The sequence below is a fragment of the Aeromicrobium sp. 50.2.37 genome (assembly GCF_024655735.1).
GTDB lineage: Bacteria > Actinomycetota > Actinomycetes > Propionibacteriales > Nocardioidaceae > Aeromicrobium.
Window position 1 is genome coordinate 106,358 of sequence record NZ_JANLGG010000005.1, and the last position, 18,573, is coordinate 124,930.

Below are 18,573 nucleotides of genomic sequence, written 5' to 3' on the forward strand. Positions count from 1 at the left end.
CCCGTGTGCCCGTGCCCGGGTACCACCCCGAGCCCCACTCCCCGCACCGCCCCCCCCCCCGCCGCCCCCCCCGCCCCGGGGGGGCCCCCGTCTCGTTCGAGCAGGTCGTGGCTGCGTGGGTCAGCAGCCTCCGCACGTGTGGAACGTGACGTCCCAGTGGCTGCCCTCCTGGGCGTACTCGTTGCCGGCTCCCGACCGGTAGAGCCGCGCTCCGTCGCTGCGGGTGCCGACGTAGGTGAACGTGTTCGTCACGTACGACGTCAGGCAGCTGGAGAGGCTGAAGTCCAGCTTGTAGCCGTTGGCGTGGCTGTAGGTGCCGCCCGCGTGACCGGTCTCGGTGCCGCCCGTGATGTTGAGCGCGCAGCCGCTGGCCGACCTCAGCGTGCGGGCGCCGTCCACGCTGGTCTGGCGCAGCCCGTCGAACGACGTGCACGTGGGGTTGGTCCGGTCGGTGCACCCGCCCGACGACGACCACGTGATGCCGGCCGCGCGGAACGCCGACTCGGCCTGGGCCTGCGTCACCGCCGAGGCCGACGTGGAGAGGCCGACCACGGCGCCGAGACCGAGCATCATGCCGGTCAGGAGCACGGCGAGGCGGCGAAGGACGGACGGTCTGGTGTTGTTCCCCGATGTGTTCATGCCCTCCATGCCAACCCGAGGGTCCGGGGGAGCGCAACCCCCTGCGGGTGACGCTCAGACGACGAGAACCTGTCGCAGCTGCTCGGCGAAGGCAGCCGCCTCGCCGTCCTCGTACTTCGTGCGGGGCCAGAAGAAGCCGCGCAGGCCGTCGCCCTTGGTGCGGGGGACCACGTGCACGTGCAGGTGCGGGACGCTCTGCGAGACCACGTTGTTCATCGCCACGAACGTGCCCTGCGCACCCAGGGCCGACGTCATCGCCGCAGCGGTGCGACGGGCCGCGGAGAACAGCGGCACCGTGAGCTCGTCGGGGAGCTCGAGCAACGTGTCCACGTGGACCCGGGGGACGAGTAGCGTGTGACCCCTGAAGACGGGACGATTGTCCAAGAACCCCACGACCTCCGGCTCGTCGAGCACCACCTCGGCAGGTTCGCTCCCACTGACCACGTCGCAGAACAGGCACGCCATGGCTCGATCCCAGCACACGACCGCACGCGGCGCGCGTCGGTCGGCGCTGCTGGCGAGCCTGGTCGTGGCCCTCGTCCTTGCGGGCCTCGGTCCTGCCGACGCGGCGTCACGTCGCGTGTCGCTGACCATCTCACCCACGACCCCACTGGTCGGGGCGAGGGTGAGCGTCTCGGGGACCGTGACGTCCACGCCCCGCCGCACCAAGGTCGTGCTGCAACGCTGGAGCGGTCGTCGCTGGGTGAACCTCTCCACCGTGCGCACCGGGACCCGCGGGCGCTTCACGGCACGCACCGCCGCCGCGTCACCCGGCCGGTGGTCCTACCGCGTCCGGGTCTCGGCCGCGGGCAAGAAGAAGGCCGTGAGCAGCGCGGTGCGGCGTGTGGACGTGCTCCGCGGCAGCGGTGTCAGTGTGTCCGTCGCGCCCCGGACCGCGGCGTGGACGTTCGTGCAGGTGCGAGGTCTCGTGAAGAACGCTCGGACGGGTGCCCCGGTCCGCGTCGAACGCCGGGTCGCGGGCGCGTGGCAGCGGGCCGTCGACGGGCGCGTGGGAGCAGGAAGCCGGTACGACCTCGGTCTCGAGCTGCCGGTCGGCACCTCCTCCGTGCGTGTCGTCGCGCCGCGCGACGGGTACCGTGCCGCGGGCGTCAGCTCCACCGTGACCGTCGCCGTGGCGCCACCTCCGGAGCCCGGCTCGAGCGCGACTCCGGCTCCGCCAGTGCCGTCGGGGGCCGAGGCGTCGCACACGGTCTCAGGCACCATCACGGGCCAGGTCACCTGGGCGGCGGGACGGCCGGTCGTGCTCACCGGGCCGGTCGACATCGCGGCGGGCGCCACCCTCACGGTGGAGGACGGTGTGACGGTGCGGTCCGCCGGGCACGGCCTGACCGTCCACGGGACACTGCGGGCCGGCCGCTCGGAGCCCACCACCTTCACGTCCACGTCCACATCCCCCAGAGCGGGCGACTGGCCGGGCATCCGGGTCGTTCGGGGCGGTCATGCCGACCTCGGGCGATCCCACGTGTCCGGTGCTGACGTCGCCCTGCGAGTCGTCCGCGGCGGATCCGCCCGGTGGCGCGGGTCGGTCGCGGCCTCCACCGCCGGCCTCGACTCCGACGGGTTCGCCGACGCGCGCCACGTCGACTGGGGGAGCCCGACGGGCCCCGCGGCCTTCGGCACCGGCGCCGTGGTGCGGGGGTACGGCGCGCTGGTGGTCCCCTGGGCGGGCTTCGCGCCGACGACGGGCAGCACGTGGCTCGCCGAGGACGCACCGCAGGTGCCCTGCGTCGACGTGGTCCTGGTCGGGGCACGTGGCTCGGGCGAGGCGCCGCAGGGCACGGAGGCGTACGAGGACGCGGCCTTCGGCGGGACGGGCGTCCCGACGTTCGGCGTGCTGCACGGTGCCTACGCGACGGTGCAGGAGGCCCGACCGGCCACCTCGTTCGCGGTGGTGCCCGTCCGGTACGCGGCGGCCGGGTACCCGCCGGCGGACGACTCGGTCGACTGGCCCACCTTCTCGGCGAGCCTGCGCGGTGGCGCCGACGCCGTCGCAGCGCTCACCGCCGACGTCGCGCGACGGTGCCCCGACAGCCTGGTGGTCCTCGTGGGTGCCTCGCAGGGTGCGGCCGCCGTGCGGGCGGGTCTGGTCCAGGCCGGCGAGGCCGACCGCGAAGCCGTCGCCGCCGTCGGCCTCCTCGCCGATCCCAGCACCGTGCCGACCGCACGGGAGACGATCTGGTCGACCTCGTGGACCACCCGGTCCCTCCCGACGGTCGGTGGCGTCGTCCCGATGTCCTCGTTCGCGCGGGGTGCGGCGACCGACCTGCCCGACGACGTCGCCGCACGCACCCTCGCGCTGTGCCACGAGGGTGACGCGATCTGTGACGCCGGTCCGGACGCCTCGATCGAGCGTCACGCGGACTACTCCGCGCAGGAGACCCTCGACCTGGGCGCGGCCCTGGGCCGACGGGTGCTCGACCGTCTCGCCGACCGCTGAACGGCCCGGCCGATCAGCTGCGCCCGGGGCCCTGGCGGTAGCCTCGACAGGTGGCCACCGACTTCGCAGAGCAGATCAAGGAGCTCAGCGCGACCCTGACCTCCATCGAGAAGGTGCTCGACCTCGACGCGATGCAGACCGAGATTGACGAGCTGCAGGAGGAGGTCGGCGCACCCGACCTCTGGGACGACCAGGTGAACGCCCAGCGTGTCACCGGTCGGCTGTCCGTGCTGCAGTCGCAGATGGAACGGATCACCGGGCTGCGCACACGCCTCGAGGACGTCGAGCTGATGCACGAGATGGCGCTCGAGGAGTCCGACGCCGACACCGAGGCCGAGGTGCAGCGCGAGCTCCTCAGCATCGGCAGGTCCATCGAGAGCCTCGAGATCCGCACCCTGCTCTCCGGTGAGTACGACGAGCGCGACGCCCTGGTGTCCATCCGGTCGGGCGCCGGCGGCGTCGACGCGGCCGACTTCGCCCTCATGCTGCAGCGCATGTACATCCGCTGGGCCGAGCGGCACGGCTACTCCGTCGAGGTCTACGACGTGTCCTACGCCGAGGAGGCCGGCATCAAGTCGACCACCTTCGCGGTCAAGGCTCCGTATGCGTACGGCACGCTCTCGGTCGAGTCGGGCACCCACCGGCTCGTGCGCATCTCGCCGTTCGACAACCAGGGTCGGCGCCAGACGTCGTTCGCGGCCATCGAGGTCGTGCCCGTGCTGGAGCAGACCGACGAGATCGACATCCCCGACGAGGAGATTCGCGTCGACGTGTACCGCTCGTCCGGACCCGGCGGCCAGTCCGTCAACACCACCGACTCGGCGGTTCGCCTCACCCACATCCCCACCGGCGTGGTCGTCAGCTGCCAGAACGAGAAGAGCCAGCTGCAGAACAAGGCCAGCGCCATGGTGATCCTCAAGGCCAAGCTGCTCGCGCTCAAGAAGGCCGAGGAGCGCGCCCACCTCGACGAGCTGCGTGGCGACGTGCAGGCGACCTGGGGCGACCAGATGCGCAACTACGTGCTCAACCCCTATCAGATGGTCAAGGACCTGCGCACCGAGTACGAGACGGGCAACACCCAGTCGGTCCTCGACGGCGAGATCGACGACTTCATCGAGGCCGGCATCCGCTGGCGCAAGAACCAGGAGACGGCGAACGCCTGACGTCCTAGGTGCGCCGCGACCGGTGCAGCAGGTACAGGAAGTACGGCGTGCCGATGGCCGCGGTCAGCAGGCTGGCCGACAGCTGCGTGGGCGCCACGACCGTGCGGCCGAGCAGGTCCGACAGGCTCAGCACGATCGCACCCAGCAGGGCCGCCACCGGGATCACGAGGCGGTGACGGCGCCCGACGAGTGCGCGCGCGGCGTGAGGCGCCACGAGCCCCACGAAGCCGACGACGCCGATGACCGAGACCGCTGCCGCCGTGAGCAGCGTGCCGCTGCCGAGCAGCAGCAGGCGCGAGCGGGCCGGGTCCACGCCGACCACGCGCGGTGTGTCCTCGTCGACCGACAGCAGGTCGAGACGACGTGACGCCGCGAAGGCGATCGGCAGCAGCACCACGCACGCGACCACGAGCGGCGTCAGGTGCTCGTAGGCGCGACCGTAGGTCGACCCCGACAGCCAGGTGAGGGCCTTGGCCGCGTTGAACGGGTCGGTCGCCACGATCAGCACGGTCACGGTGGCCGTGGCGCCGTAGGCCACGCCCACGCCCAGCAGCACGAGCCGGTCGGTGGCGAAGCCGCTGCGCGCGGCGAGGCCGAACACGAGGGTCGCGGCGAGCAGCGCCCCGGCCACGCTGGCCCCGGAGATCGCCCAGAAGCTCGCCGCCGGAACCGCGGTGACCACGATGACGGCTCCGACCGAGGCGCCCCCGGACACGCCGAGCAGGGTCGGGTCCGCGAGGGGGTTGCGCGTCACGCCCTGGATCAGCGCGCCCGACACGGCCAGCGCGACCCCGGCGAGCACGGCCGCGACGATCCGCGGCGCCCGGGCGTCCATCACGCTCGACGTGATCGGACCACCGCGCCCGGCGAGCCAGTTGAGCAGGTCCCCGACCAGGAACATCCGGTCGCCCACCAGCATCGACGCACCCGCGACCACCACCAGCAGGACGACCAGCACGCCGATCAGCAGACCGGGGCGACGCACCCCCAGCCCGCGCACGTCGAGCGCGTTCCCCGCCTCGTCGAGCCGTGATGCGCGCAGCCGCATCGCGAAGCCGACCAGCACCACCGCACCGAGGATCGTGGTGGCCACCCCGGTCGGCACCTGGATCGCTCGCTGGGAGCCCATGACCGCCCGCACCGTCACGTCGGCGAGCAGCACCACGGCCACGCCGGCCAGGCCGGAGAGCGGGACGAGCGCGCGGTGGCGGTGCAGGCCCTTGACCCGCGACGTGCCGAGCCGCACGAGGGCGGGGGCGACGAGACCGATGAAGCCGATGGGCCCGGCGACGGTCACCGACACCGCCGACAGCAGGACGGCCAGGACGATCACCGTCAGCTGGGTCCGGCGCACCGGCACGCCCAGCGCCCGGGCCTCGTCGTCACCGAGGGTGAGCAGGTCGAAGCGCCGCGCGTGCAGCAGGGTCAGGACCACCACCACGACCATGAGCGGTGCCATCAACCGCAGCGTGCCGAAGCCGTTCTGGCTGAGCGTCCCCGCCTGCCACGCCTGCAGACCGATGGCTCCCTGCGGGTCGAGGATGATCAGCATCGTCGAGATCGCCATGAAGCCCAGCGAGATCACGGTGCCGGCGAGCACGAGCCGGACGGTGCCGTACTCGGTGCCGGCCAGCGCGAAGACGACGAGGGCCGCGAGCAGGCCGCCGCCGAAGGCGAGCACGAGGTCGCCCGCGATCACCGACGGCACGCCGACCGTCGCGCCCACGGTGACGGCGAGGAACGCTCCGGAGTTCACCGCGAGCGTGTCGGGGGAGGCCAGCATGTTGCGCGCCACCGACTGCATGACCGCGCCGGCGACGCCGAGGGACAGGCCCACGACCACGCCCGCGGCCAGGCGCGGCAGCCGCGACTCCACGACGACCGCCGCTGCCTGCCCCGACCCGGTGCCGGTGAGCCAGCCCCACAGCTCAGCCACGCCCACGTCGGCGGTGCCCTGCACCACGTGCACGGCTGCCGCCACGGCGATGACGACGAGCAGTCCGAGGGCCACGACCGCGACCCGCCACCCGGAGGTGGGCGCGCCGACCGGCGCCGAGGAGGTGTGCTCCTCGACGCCGGGGCGTTCAGCCGTGAGGGTCATGCGGTCGTGATCTCGGGGTCTCGTGGGTCAGGCGCTCAGGAGACCTGGTCCGCGACGGCGTCCAGGAACTGGATCATCGACGTCGGACCACCGAACATCCAGATCTTGTCGGGGAAGCGGACCACGTCGCCGCTCTCCACGAACGGCAGCGACGTCCAGACGGTGTTGTCCTTCAGCGTGTCCGCGTACGGGTCGGTCTCGGCGTCGTTGGCGATGTACCAGTACTGCGTGTCGTCGGGCAGCTTGGTCAGGCCCTCCACGTCGGTCTGGGCCAGGCCGTAGGCCGGGTCGGGCTCGAGGCCGTCGATGGCGTCCCAGGCGTTCTCGAAGCCGAGCTCGCCCAGGATCGTGCCGAGCTGCGAGGTGGCCGTGTAGGGCCGGACCGACACGGCGTCGCCGGTGTCGTAGGCGTCGCTGAACGCCACGGTGGCGCCGGCGGCGTCGGAGTCGGCGACGGCCTGCTTGGTGTCGGCCAGCTTCTCCTCGAACTCGGCCTTCAGCTCCTTCGCCTCGTCCTCGGTGCCGGTGGCCTTGGCCACGAGGTCGAGGTTGGCGAACATCTGGTCGATCTGCTCGCCGGCCTTGCCGCCGGGCAGGACGATCACGGGGATGGTCTTCTCGATCTGCTCCACGGCGTCGCCGGCCAGGGTGTCGGTGACGACGAGCGCGTCGAGGTCGAGCGAGGCCAGCGTGTCCAGGCTCGGCTCGCCGCGCGTGCCGAGGTCGGTCACGTCGCCGTCGAGCTTCACGGCGCTGTCCCAGGTGGCGAAGCCCTTGACGTCGGACACGCCGACCGGCTGCACGCCGAGCGACACGAGGTACTCGGCGGCGTTCCACTCCGTGGCCGCCACGCGGGTGGCGGGACCGTCGAGGGTGATCTCCTTGCCGCGCGAGTCGGTGAGGGTGATCTTCTCCCCGCTGGACTCCGAGGAGCCGTCGGAGGCGTCCTCGGTGGTGCCGCAGGCGGCGAGCACGGTGGCGAGCAGGGCGGTGGCTGCCACGAGCGGCAGGCGGATGGACGTCACGGGTTCTCCTGGAGGGGGGTCGGACGGGTGTGGTGGCGGGCCACGGCGCGGGTGCGGACGTGGCCGGTGGAGGGGTCGACGTGGACGTCGACCTGGATGCCGTAGGCGGCGCTTAGCCGCTCCGAGGTGAGGATGTCGGCCGGAGGACCGGCCGCGTCCACGCGGCCGTCGACGAGCAGCACGACGTCGTCGGCGATCGCGGCGGCCTGGTCGAGGTCGTGCAGGACGATGCCGATCGCGATGTCGTGGTGGTCGGCGAGGTCGCGGACCGTGTCGAGCAGCTCCACCTGGTAGCGCAGGTCCAGGAACGTGGTGGGCTCGTCGAGCAGCAGCACGGCCGTGTCCTGGGCCAGGCAGCTGGCCAGCCAGACACGCTGCAGCTGCCCGCCCGACAGGGTGTCGACGGGGCGGTCGGCGAGGTCGGTGACGCCGCACATCCCCATCACGCGGTCGACGACACCGGCGCCGTCGGGGTCGCCACCGCCCCAGCGCCCGCGGTGCGGGTGACGGCCGTACTCCACGACCTCCCGGACCGACACACCACCGGGAACGCTCCGCGACTGCGAGAGCAGGGTCAGCCGCGTGGCCAGGTCGCGCCCGGGCAGGTCGCCGACGGCGGTGCCGTCGCCCAGCTCCACGCGGCCGGACTCCGGCTCGTGCAGGTGGGCCAGCGACCGCAGCAGGGTCGACTTGCCCGAGCCGTTCGGTCCGATCAGCGCCGTGACCCGGCCCGCGTGCAGCGCGACGTCGACGTCGTGGACGACCGTCGCGCGGCGGTAGCCGGCCACGATGCCGGTGCCGCGGAGCTGGATGGTCGAAGGGTCGAGCACTCGAACAAGGTAAGGCATGCCTTCCCTATGCTGGGAGGCGGCCCCTCGCGTGGCTCCGGCCGCGCCTCCTCTGTCGGTGCAGCGTCGACCTCAGGCGGTGGGTCCGACGGAGCGGTCCGCGGCCTCGTGGGCCACGCGGTCGACCCGCGCCACGTGCTCGGCCCAGTCCATGCCCTCGGGCAGGTTGGTGGAGTCCGGGCGCAGACCTGCGGTGCCGTCCAGGCCCTCGCGCAGCACGTCGGCGTGCCCGGCGTGCCGGTGGGCCTCGGCGATCATGTGCACCAGGGCCTGGTGCAGCGTGACCTGGGCGCGCGGACCGCTCCACCAGGGCACCGTCCCCTCGGTGTCGAGGTCGAGCGCCTCGATCGTGGCGTCGGCATGCGCCCACGCGCGGTCGACGTAGGCCAGCGCCTGCTCCAGCGAGACCTCGGGCGGGACCACGAAGTCGGCGTGCGGGTCGGCCTCGACGTCGGGCGTCGGCTCGGGGAAGGGCCGGTCGAAGACCACGCCGAAGTACTCGGCGGCGCAGACCGCCGTGTGGTGCACGAGACCGAGCAGGCTGAGCCCGGTGGCGGTGAGGCTGCGGCGGGCGTCGAGCTCGTCGAGCCCGTCGATCTTGAAGCGCAGGGCGTCGCGCGCCCCGTGGAGGTAGCGGTGCAGGTCGTCCTTGGCGGTCTCGCTCCTGAAGGGCGCGTTTCTGAAGGGCTCGGGCATGACTCGACCCTGCCACCCAGGGGTGACAGGGTCGAGTCCCGCGAGGGGCGGCGTCGGCGTCAGTCGCCGGAGCTGAAGGCCGCGTCGAACGCCGCGTCCGGCGCGTCGAACAGGTTGCGGCGCACGTACTCCAGCGCCTCAGGCGCCCCGAGCAGACGGTCCATGCCGGCGTCCTCCCACTCCACCGACACGGGCCCCTCGTAGCCGATCGTGTTCAGCATGCGGAAGCACGCCTCCCACGGGACGTCACCGCGGCCGGTGGACACGAAGTCCCAGCCGCGTCGCGGGTCGGCCCACGGCAGGTGGGAGCCGAGGATGCCGTTGCGTCCGTTGCCCACCTGCTTCTTCGCGTCCTTGCAGTCCACGTGGTAGATCCGCTCGCGGAAGTCCCACAGGAAGCCGAGCGGGTCGAGGTCCTGCCACACGAAGTGCGACGGGTCCCAGTTGAGCCCGAACGCGGGCCGGTGGCCGACGGCCTCGAGCGCGCGCTGCGTGGTCCAGTAGTCGTACGCGATCTCGCTGGGGTGCACCTCGTGGGCGAACCGCACGCCCTCCTCGTCGAACACGTCGAGGATCGGGTTCCAGCGGTCCGCGAAGTCCTGGTAGCCCGCGTCGACCATGGCCTGCGTGGCCGGCGGGAACATGGCCACGTACTTCCAGATCGACGAGCCGGTGAAGCCGACCACCGTGTCGACACCGAGCATGCGGGCCGCGCGGGCGGTGTTCTTCATCTCCTCCGCGGCGCGCTGGCGCACGCCCTCGGGATCGCCGTCGCCCCACACGCGCGAGCCGACGATGTCCTGGTGGCGCTGGTCGATCGGGTCGTCGCAGACCGCCTGGCCCTTGAGGTGGTTGGAGATCGCGAAGACCTGGAGACCGTGACGGTCGAGGATCTCCTTGCGCGTCGCGATGTAGTCCGGGTCCTCCACGGCGGCCCAGGGGTCGAGGTGGTCGCCCCAGCAGGCGATCTCCAGACCGTCGTAGCCCCAGCCGGCGGCCAGCTCGGCCACCTGCTCGAAGGGCAGGTCGGCCCACTGGCCGGTGAACAGCGTGATCGGTCGTGCCATCGTCATGCTCCCGTCTTCTGGATGGTGCCGGCGGCGTCGCTGCTGGCCTCGACGGCCGCGAGCACCCGCTGCACGGCGAGCCCGTCGGCGAACGACGGGGCCGGGTCGGTGCCCTCGGCGATGTGGTGCACCAGGTCGACGACCTGGTGGGTGAAGCCGTGCTCGTAGCCGAGACCGTGGCCCGGGGGCCACCACGCGGCCACGTAGGGGTGGTCGGCCTCGGTGACGAGGATGCGGCGGAAGCCGGCCTCGGCGGCAGGCAGCGTCGCGTCGTGCAGCTCGAGGACGTTCATGTCCTCGAAGTCGAAGGCGATCGACCCGAGCGAGCCGTTGACCTCCAGGCGCAGGGCGTTCTTGCGGCCCGTGGCGAACCGGGTCGCCTCGAACACGCCGAGGGCGCCCCCGTCGAAGCGGGCGGTGAACGCGGCGGCGTCGTCGACGGTCACGTCGGCCCGCTCGCCCGAACCACCGGTGCCGCCGAGCGTTGCGCGCTCGCCCGCGACCGGCCGGCTCGTCACGAAGGTCTCCATCAGGCCGCTGACGGTCGTGATGGCGCTGCCGGTCACGAACTGGGCCATGTCGATGACGTGGGCGCCGATGTCGCCCAAGGCCCCCGAGCCGGCCTTGGACTTGTCGAGCCGCCAGCTCATCGGCGCGTCCTCGTCGACCAGCCAGTCCTGGAGGTACTGGCCGCGCACGTGCCGGATGGTGCCGAGGCGCCCCGACGCGACGATGCGCTGCGCCAGCGAGACCGCGGGGACCCTGCGGTAGGTGAAGCCGACCATGGCGCGCACGCCCCGGGCCGACGCGGCCGCTGCGGCCTCGGCCATCGCCTCGGCCTCCTCGACGGTGTTCGCCAACGGCTTCTCGCACAGGACGTGCTTGCCGGCCTCGAGCGCGGCGATCGCGATCTCGGCGTGCGTGTCGCCCGGCGTGCAGATGTCGATGACGTCGATGTCGTCGCGCTCGAGGAGCCGGCGCCAGTCGGTCTCGACGGACTCCCAGCCGAACCGATCGGCCACGGCGCCCGCCGCGTCGGCGTCACGTCCGCAGATCGCGGCCAGGCGGGGTCGTCGGGGGAGGTCGAAGAAGGCCGGTGCGGTGCGCCAGGCCTGCGAGTGGGCGGCGCCCATGAAGGCGTACCCCACCATCGCGACACCCAGCTCGTTCGTGGGCCCGTTCGTCGTCTCGCTCATGTGTGTCCTCGTCGTGAAGGGGGCCCGCCCGCACCGCATGGAGTCGGCGCGGGCGGGCCCGGGTGGTGGGGCTCAGGACTCGAAGGCGGAGTCCATGTACTCGTCCACGTTGTCCTTCGTGACGACCGGAGCGGCCAGCTGCACCTTGCGCGGCACCTGCACCTCGGCGAGGTCGGACATCGACTTGCCCTGGGCGATGAGGCGGGCCAGCTTGATGCCGTCGGCGGCCTGCGTCGACGGGTAGATGACCGTCGCCTTGAGCACCGTGTTGTCGGCCTTGATGTCGCGCATGACGTTGGCCGAGCCGGCGCCACCGATCATGACGAACTCGTCGCGGTTGGCGTTCTTGATGGCGGCGAGCACGCCGACACCCTGGTCGTCGTCGTGGTTCCAGAGGTAGTCGATCTTCGGTGCGGCCTGGAGCAGGTTCGAGGCCACGCGCTCGCCGGACTCGACCGTGAACTCGGCGGCCACGCGGTTCTCGACCTCGAGGCCACACTTCTTCAGCGCGTCGGAGAAGCCCTTCGAGCGCTCCTGCGTCAGGGGAAGGGAGTCGATGCCCGCGATCTCGGCGACGACCTTGTCCTCGTCGCCCGCGGCCTGCTCGCACACGTAGGTGCCGGCCGAGACGCCCATGCCGTAGTTGTCGCCGAGCACCGTGGTGCGGGCGGCGAAGGGGGAGTCGAACTCGCGGTCGACGTTGATGACCGGGATGCCGGCCTCCATCGCCTTGAGCGCCACCGGCGTCATGGCGGCGCCGTCGAACGGCAGCAGCACGATCGCGTCGACCTTGTCGTTGATGAAGGTCTCCACCTGCGAGATCTGCAGACCGACCTCGTTCGTGCCCTCCGCGACCTTCAGGTCGACATCGTCGTACTGCTCGGCCTGGGCCTTCGCCGAGCTCGTGATCGCACCCATCCAGCCGTGGTCGGCCGCAGGGGCGGAGAAGCCGATGGTGACGGTGTCACCGGACTTGTCGTTGTCGGTGTTGCTCTTGCTGGCTCCGGTGGAGCCGGAGTCGTCGGAGCTGTTGGTGCAGGCGCCGAGGACGAGCGTGGCGGCAGCGAGGGCGCCGAAGGCGGCGACCGCACGGCGGCGGGGGCGGATCGTGGTCATGACACTCCTGGGTGGGGGTTATGTGGTGGTGCGGTTCGCGATCCGCTGCTGCAGGAGCACGGCGATCACGATGATCACGCCCTTGGCGACGGCCTGGGCCGAGATCGACAGGTTGTTGAGCGTGAAGACATTGGTAAGGACGGTGAAGATCAGGACGCCGAAGAGCGTTCCGGTCACGGTCCCGCGGCCGCCGCTGAGCAGCGTGCCGCCGATCACGACGGCGGCGATGGCGTCGAGCTCGTAGAGCTGGCCGTGCGTCGACGTGCCGGTGGTGGTGCGCGACATGAGCATCACGGCGGCGATGCCGCACGTGGTGCCGAGCAGGGCGTAGAGGTACACGGTGTGGCGCTGGACCTTGATGCCGGCCAGGCGCGCCGCCTCGGGGTTTCCGCCGACCGCGAAGGTGCGTCGGCCGAAGGTCGTGCGGTTGAGCAGGAACCAGCCACCGGCTGCCACGACGACGAAGATCACGACGATGAAGGGGATGCCGAGGGGCTCGGAGCCGAAGAGGTCGGTGAAGCCCTGGTTCCGGATGATCTGGGTCTTGCGGTCGGAGATGATCTCCGCCAGGCCCCGGGCCGCGGCGAGCATCGCCAGGGTGGCGATGAAGGGCACGATGCGGCCGTAGGCGACCAGCAGCCCGTTGACCGCGCCGCAGGCGGCACCCACCACCACGGCGGCGAAGACCATCGCGACCCAGCCGATGTCGTCGGCCATGGCCTGCGTGCCGGTGGTGGTGGCCCACACCGAGGAGAGGGCGACGATCGCGCCCACGGAGAGGTCGATGCCGCCGCCGGTGATGACGAACGTCATCCCGATGGAGACGACGCCGATGACGGACGCGGCGCGCAGCACGGTGAGCAGGTTGTCGACGCTCGCGAAGCGCTCGCCCGACGTCGCGACGCCGATGATGCACAGCAGCAGGAGCGCGACGACGAGGCCGAGGTTGCGGCCGAGGCCGGAGCCCCCGGACATCGACCGGCGGGAGGGGGCCGGGACCGAGAGGGCCGGGTCCTTCCCGCTGTCGTGGGCGGTGCTGCCTGAGGGATCGGGGGTGACGGTCACGCGACGTCGCCTCTCTGGTCGGTCGTGGTCGGATGGTCCGCACCGTGCTCGTGCACGGCGAGGATGCGTTCGAGGACGCCGGACGCGTCGATCGCGTCGGCGGGGGAGTGGTGGACGACGCGGCCGTCGGCCACGACGAGCACGCGGTGCGACAGACCGATCACCTCGTCGAGGTCGCTCGAGACCACGACGACGGCGACACCCTCGTCGGCGAGGGTGCGCACGAGTGCGTAGATCTCGGCCCGCGCGCCAACGTCGACGCCCCGGGTGGGCTCGTCGAGCAGCAGCACCTTGCAGCCACGCAGCAGCCAGCGGGCCAGGACGACCTTCTGCTGGTTCCCGCCCGACAGCGTGCGCACGACGCGGGTGGGGGCGTCGGGACGGACGTCGACCGAGCGCGTGGCGGCGTGGGCCGCGGCGAGCTCCTCGCCCTCGGTGCTGACGCCGAGCCGCGCGAAGCGACCGAGGCTCGCGAGCGAGACGTTGCGGTAGACGAGGTCGTCGAGCACCAGACCCTGCGACTTGCGCTCCTCGGGGCACAGGCCGATGCCGGCGCGGACCGCCGCCGGCACGGAGCCGTTCCGCAGGTCGGTGCCGTCGACGGTCACGGTGCCGCGGTGGGCGCGTCGGGCGCCGAAGACGGTCTCGAGGATCTCGCTGCGACCCGCGCCGACCAGGCCGGCGATCCCGACGACCTCGCCGGGCCGCACGTCGAAGCTGACGTCCTCGAACTCGCCCGTGCGGGTGAGCCCCTCGACGCGCAGCAGCGGCTCGGTGCCGGTGACGACGGGACGCTCGGGGAAGACGGAGGAGACCTCGCGGCCGGTCATGAGCGTGATGAGCTCGGAGGTGGGGGTGTCCTTGGCCGACAGGTCACCGGCCACGGTGCGCCCGTCCTTGAGGACGGTGAGCCGGTCGCCGATGCGCCGGATCTCCTCGAGCCGGTGGGAGATGTAGATGATCGCGGTCCCCTCCGCGCGCAGGTCGTCGACCACGCGGAACAGGCCGTCGACCTCGTCGGGGTCGAGCACGGCGGACGGCTCGTCCATGACGATCACCTGGGCGTCGCGCGAGAGCGCACGGGCCATGGAGACGATCTGCTTGCCGGCGGCCGAGAGGCTGCCCACCTCGCGACCGGGGCGGATCTCCGCATGGCCGAGGCGCTCGAGCAGGGCGCGCGCGGCCCGGTTCGCCTCGACGGTGCGGGTGACGCCGCCGCGGGACTTCTCGTGGCCGAGGAAGATGTTGTCGGCGACGCTCAGGCCGTCGACGAGGTCGAGCTCCTGGTAGATCGTCGCGATGCCGGTGTCGAGCGCGGCCTGCGGGCCCGCGAACGTCACGTCCTCGCCGCGCCAGGTGATGGTGCCGGCGTCCACGCCGTGCGCCCCGGCGAGGACCTTGATGAGCGTCGACTTGCCCGCACCGTTCTGGCCCAGGAGGCAGTGCACCTCGCCGGCGCGCACGACGAGGTCGACGCCGTCGAGCGCCCGGACGCCGGGGAACTCTTTGACGATCCCGCGCATCTCGAGCAGGGGCGGTGCCTGGGGGGTGGGCATGGCTGTGACCCTAGTCACCTCTTTTGTTGCTCGTCAAGCAAAAGTCTGATTGTGTTCGACGTATCTGCTGATCGGGCCGGACAGAAGGGGTGTGGGAGACTCATGGTCATGACGTCGTCGTCGCTGCCGACCACGCTGGTCGGCGTTGGCGATCTCTTCCAGCACCTGCGTGACGGGCAGGCCTGGACGCGGGCCGAGCTCAGCCAGCGGTCGGCGCTGGGTCGGGCTCCCGTCACGGCGCGGGTCGACGCGATGCTGGCCGTCGGGCTGCTGCGCCCGACCGGCGAGACCGTCTCTACCGGCGGTCGACCGCCCACCCGGTTCCGCTTCCACGGCGGGTCCCGCGTCGTCGTGGCGATCGACCTCGGTGCCTCGCACGCGAGCGTCGCCCTCCTCGACCTCGCCGGCGAGGTGCTCGTCGAGCGGACGGTTCCGTGCGACATCGCGGACGGCCCCGCCGTCGTCCTGGACCGGGTCACCTCGATCGGGCTCGAGCTGCTCGCCGACCGTGGGCGTCCCGTCTCCGACGTCGCCGGCGTCGGGATCGGTCTGCCCGGTCCGGTCGAGCACGCCGTTGGTCGGCCGGTGAGCCCGCCGATCATGCCCGGCTGGCACGACTTCGACGTCCCCGGACACCTCGGCCGCACGTTCGCCGGTCCGGTCCTCGTGGACAACGACGTGAACCTGATGGCGCTCGGCGAGCACGTGCGTGGCCACCGTGGCGAGCACCTGCTGCTCGTCAAGGTCGCCACCGGCATCGGAGCGGGCATCGTGTCCGACGGTCAGCTGCTGCGCGGCGCCCTCGGGTCGGCGGGCGACCTCGGGCACGTGCGGGTCTCCGACGCCGCCGACGCGCACTGTCGTTGCGGCAACACCGGCTGCCTCGAGGCGGTGGCCGCCGGGCCCGCCGTGGCGGCACGCCTGCGTGAGCAGGGTCTGTCCGTCGAGTCGTCCCAGGACATCGTCGACGCGGTCAACCGCGGCGACGTGGCGGCGCTCAACGCCGTGCGCGACGCCGGTCGCAGCCTCGGCGAGGTGCTGGCCACCTGCGTCAACCTGCTCAACCCGTCGGTGATCGTGATCGGCGGCAAGCTGTCGGAGGCGGGGGAGTACCTGCTCGCCGGCGTCCGCGAGGTCGTCTACGAGCGGTCGCTCCCGCTCGCCACCAACCACCTGCGCATCGTCCCCACCACCGTCGGCAGCCTCGGGGGCGTCATCGGTGCCGGCGCCATGGTGATCGACGAGGTGCTGTCGCCGGCCGCCGTGGACGCCTTCGTCGCGCAGGGCGCGTCCCAGCGCACGGCCTGAGCGATCCCGCCGGGACCCTCGGCCGTCCTGACCGCGAGTCCTGCCTAGTCGTCGTCGTCGCGGCGACGACGGTTGAGCCCCGGCACCTTCTCGAGCATCGCCGCGAGGTCGGTGGCGGTGTCCAGGAGTGCGTGGATGTCGGGCCCGACGTTCTTCATGTCCTCCAGGATCGGGACGATGTCGGTCTCGAGCTTGTCGACCAGCATGGGCAGGTGGTCGATGAGCCCGACCAGCGCCTCGATCTCCTCGGGCGACGTGGTCTCGGAGATCCGCTGCAGCGTGGGCATCAGGTTCTTCGCGATCGGGGCGAGGTCGTCCAGCACCGGCCCGAACGTCTCGACCATGGCCTGGGCGCGGTCCAGCGTGGGCTGCACGCTGGCCACCGTGCCGGCGGTCCGCACCACCACGGCGTCCGCCGCGGCCCGGGTGGCATCGATGTCGTCGACCAGGCGATGGGCCCGTCGCACCAGGTCCTCGGCGGAGGCGAGCAGGCCGAGCGCCCGCGGCAGCGCCGACGCCGCCGCGTCGACCAGCTCGGGCAGGCGGCGCGGATCGGGCAGACGAGGCGGCATCTGCTCACCGTACCCACGGCGGGCGAGTCTGCAGGGTGACGTGGAGCGACCTGCCTAGACTCGACGGGTGATTCGCTTCGACAAGGTCACCAAGACCTACCCGGGCCAGAAGCGTCCTGCCCTGGACGCCGTCGACCTGGAGATCGAGAAGGGGGAGTTCGTCTTCCTCGTCGGGTCCTCGGGGTCGGGCAAGTCCACCTTCCTGCGGCTCGTCCTCCGCGAGGCCCGGCCCACCACCGGCCGGGTACACGTGGCGGGCAAGGAGATCAACAAGCTCTCCAGCTGGAAGGTGCCCAAGCTGCGCCGCCAGGTCGGCACCGTGTTCCAGGACTTCCGCCTCCTGCCGAACAAGACGGTCCACGAGAACGTGGCGTTCGCGCTGCAGGTCATCGGCAAGCACCGCTCCGAGATCGACACGCTCGTGCCCGAGACCCTCGAGATGGTCGGCCTGGAGGGCAAGGGGCACCGCATGCCCGACGAGCTCTCCGGCGGTGAGCAGCAGCGCGTGGCCATCGCCCGGGCGTTCGTGAACCGACCGATGATCCTCATCGCCGACGAGCCCACCGGCAACCTCGACCCCACCACCAGCGTCGGCATCATGAAGCTGCTCGACCGCATCAACCGCACCGACACCACTGTCGTCATGGCCACCCACGACTCCTCGATCGTCGACCAGATGCGCAAGCGCGTCATCGAGCTCGACGAGGGGCGCGTCGTGCGCGACGAGGCCCGCGGCATCTACGGCTACCAGTCCTGAGGCGATCACCGTGCGCACCATCATGAGCGAGCTCCGCGCGAGCCTGTCCCGCAACACGTCCATGACGATCTCGTTGATCGTCACCATGACCGTCTCGCTGCTGCTGGCCGCGCTGGGCCTGCTGCTGCAGAGCCAGGCCGACCGCACCGAGCAGTTCTACGGCGACAAGCTGCAGGTGCAGGTCAACCTGTGCACCGACAACTCCACCGCGCCGACGTGCGTCGGCGGAGCGGCCACCGAGGAGCAGACCGCCGCGGTCCAGGAGGCGCTCTCCACCAATCCCGAGGTCAAGTCCTACGACGTGCGCTCGCCGCAGGAGAACTACGACAAGGCGCGTGAGCTGCTCGGCCAGACCGACAGCGGCAAGGCCCAGCTCGAGACGGTGGAGCCGGCCGACTTCCCGGAGTCCTACTTCGTCACGCTCAACGACCCGCAGGAGTTCGACGGCCTCGTCAGCCAGGTCTCGGGCATGGACGGCGTCGGCAACGTGCAGTCGCTCAAGAAGCTGCTCGGGCCGCTGTTCGAGATCCTCGACAAGATGCGGTGGGCCGCCCTGGCGACGTCGTTGCTGCTCATCGTCGCGGCCATCCTCCAGGTCTCCAACACGATCCGCATGACGGCCTACGCGCGACGCCGCGAGATCGGCATCATGCGCCTGGTCGGGGCGTCCAGCTGGCACATCCAGCTGCCGTTCGTGCTGGAGTCGATGCTGGCGGCGGTGCTGTCGGCGGCCCTGGCGGCCGCCGGGCTGGCGGCCTTCATGTGGTTCGTCGTCTACGGCTACCTGCGCACCACGCTGGGGGAGCTGACGACCTGGATCCGGTGGCAGGAGGCCGCCGCCGTCATGGGCTACACGACGGTCCTGGCGCTGCTGCTCGCGCTGGTCCCGACCCTCGTGATGACGCGGAAGTACCTTGACGTCTGAGCGCCATGGCCTAGAGTCACACCAGTAACACCCGCACCATCCGCCTCATCGAGAGATGCTGGGCGGCCTGCCTCGCACCAT

Annotated in this window: 17 protein-coding genes; 5 read left to right on the forward strand and 12 right to left on the reverse strand. The window is 71.8% G+C overall.

The window, feature by feature from the left end:
* Positions 1 to 120: 120 nt before the first annotated feature.
* Positions 121 to 639 carry a hypothetical protein gene (locus NUV38_RS04405; protein WP_257727943.1) on the reverse strand — a complete coding sequence of 173 codons (519 nt, stop codon included), beginning with the start codon at positions 637 to 639 and terminating at the stop codon, positions 121 to 123.
* Positions 640 to 693: 54 nt separating this feature from the next.
* Entirely contained in the window at positions 694 to 1,104 is a 411-nt protein-coding gene (locus NUV38_RS04410) for an HIT family protein (protein ID WP_257727944.1), read from the reverse strand.
* On the opposite strand from NUV38_RS04410, the gene NUV38_RS04415 reads away from it, so the two are divergent.
* Both NUV38_RS04415 and prfB read left to right on the forward strand, forming a co-directional pair.
* Positions 1,103 to 3,097, forward strand: a complete 1,995-nt coding sequence (locus NUV38_RS04415) for a cutinase family protein (protein WP_257727945.1) — start codon at positions 1,103 to 1,105, stop codon at positions 3,095 to 3,097. The genes NUV38_RS04410 and NUV38_RS04415 overlap by 2 nt on opposite strands.
* A gap of 50 nt (positions 3,098 to 3,147) precedes the next feature.
* Positions 3,148 to 4,260 carry a peptide chain release factor 2 gene (gene prfB, locus NUV38_RS04420; protein WP_257727946.1) on the forward strand — a complete coding sequence of 371 codons (1,113 nt, stop codon included), beginning with the start codon at positions 3,148 to 3,150 and terminating at the stop codon, positions 4,258 to 4,260.
* A 4-nt stretch (positions 4,261 to 4,264) separates the two neighbouring features.
* Here the strand turns inward: prfB and NUV38_RS04425 are convergent, their stop codons facing one another.
* From NUV38_RS04425 to NUV38_RS04465, 9 genes are all read right to left on the reverse strand, one after another.
* A complete protein-coding gene (locus tag NUV38_RS04425) occupies positions 4,265 to 6,361 on the reverse strand; it encodes an iron ABC transporter permease (RefSeq protein WP_257727947.1) in 2,097 nt (698 codons plus the stop codon).
* A 35-nt stretch (positions 6,362 to 6,396) separates the two neighbouring features.
* The gene (locus NUV38_RS04430; RefSeq protein WP_257727948.1) at positions 6,397 to 7,386 is read right to left on the reverse strand and encodes an iron-siderophore ABC transporter substrate-binding protein; all 990 of its coding nucleotides are present in this window, start codon (positions 7,384 to 7,386) and stop codon (positions 6,397 to 6,399) included.
* Positions 7,383 to 8,216: an ABC transporter ATP-binding protein gene (locus NUV38_RS04435; protein WP_308219654.1), complete on the reverse strand. Its 834-nt coding sequence runs from the start codon at positions 8,214 to 8,216 to the stop codon at positions 7,383 to 7,385. The genes NUV38_RS04430 and NUV38_RS04435 overlap by 4 nt, the downstream gene beginning before the upstream one ends.
* A 90-nt stretch (positions 8,217 to 8,306) precedes the next feature.
* Positions 8,307 to 8,930: a DinB family protein gene (locus NUV38_RS04440; RefSeq protein WP_257727949.1), complete on the reverse strand. Its 624-nt coding sequence runs from the start codon at positions 8,928 to 8,930 to the stop codon at positions 8,307 to 8,309.
* Positions 8,931 to 8,989: 59 nt separating this feature from the next.
* Positions 8,990 to 9,997 (reverse strand): sugar phosphate isomerase/epimerase, encoded by a 1,008-nt coding sequence (locus NUV38_RS04445; protein ID WP_257727950.1) that lies wholly within the window; start codon positions 9,995 to 9,997, stop codon positions 8,990 to 8,992.
* A gap of 2 nt (positions 9,998 to 9,999) precedes the next feature.
* On the reverse strand, positions 10,000 to 11,193 hold the full coding sequence (locus NUV38_RS04450) for a Gfo/Idh/MocA family protein (RefSeq protein ID WP_257727951.1): 1,194 nt from the start codon (positions 11,191 to 11,193) through the stop codon (positions 10,000 to 10,002).
* A gap of 72 nt (positions 11,194 to 11,265) precedes the next feature.
* On the reverse strand, positions 11,266 to 12,309 hold the full coding sequence (locus NUV38_RS04455) for a substrate-binding domain-containing protein (protein WP_257727952.1): 1,044 nt from the start codon (positions 12,307 to 12,309) through the stop codon (positions 11,266 to 11,268).
* A gap of 18 nt (positions 12,310 to 12,327) precedes the next feature.
* On the reverse strand, positions 12,328 to 13,374 hold the full coding sequence (locus NUV38_RS04460; RefSeq protein ID WP_257727953.1) for an ABC transporter permease: 1,047 nt from the start codon (positions 13,372 to 13,374) through the stop codon (positions 12,328 to 12,330).
* Positions 13,371 to 14,930: a sugar ABC transporter ATP-binding protein gene (locus tag NUV38_RS04465; RefSeq protein ID WP_257727954.1), complete on the reverse strand. Its 1,560-nt coding sequence runs from the start codon at positions 14,928 to 14,930 to the stop codon at positions 13,371 to 13,373. The genes NUV38_RS04460 and NUV38_RS04465 overlap by 4 nt, the downstream gene beginning before the upstream one ends.
* Before the next feature lie 108 nt (positions 14,931 to 15,038).
* Between NUV38_RS04465 and NUV38_RS04470 the strand changes: the two genes are divergently transcribed.
* Positions 15,039 to 16,238 carry an ROK family protein gene (locus NUV38_RS04470; RefSeq protein WP_257727955.1) on the forward strand — a complete coding sequence of 400 codons (1,200 nt, stop codon included), beginning with the start codon at positions 15,039 to 15,041 and terminating at the stop codon, positions 16,236 to 16,238.
* A gap of 44 nt (positions 16,239 to 16,282) precedes the next feature.
* Here the strand turns inward: NUV38_RS04470 and NUV38_RS04475 are convergent, their stop codons facing one another.
* Positions 16,283 to 16,810, reverse strand: a complete 528-nt coding sequence (locus NUV38_RS04475) for a hypothetical protein (RefSeq protein ID WP_257727956.1) — start codon at positions 16,808 to 16,810, stop codon at positions 16,283 to 16,285.
* A 67-nt stretch (positions 16,811 to 16,877) separates the two neighbouring features.
* Between NUV38_RS04475 and ftsE the strand changes: the two genes are divergently transcribed.
* A complete protein-coding gene (ftsE, locus tag NUV38_RS04480) occupies positions 16,878 to 17,567 on the forward strand; it encodes a cell division ATP-binding protein FtsE (RefSeq protein ID WP_056552262.1) in 690 nt (229 codons plus the stop codon).
* 10 nt (positions 17,568 to 17,577) lie between these two features.
* Positions 17,578 to 18,492, forward strand: coding sequence for a permease-like cell division protein FtsX (gene ftsX / locus NUV38_RS04485; RefSeq protein ID WP_257727957.1), 915 nt, complete (start codon positions 17,578 to 17,580; stop codon positions 18,490 to 18,492).
* Positions 18,493 to 18,573: the final 81 nt, after the last annotated feature.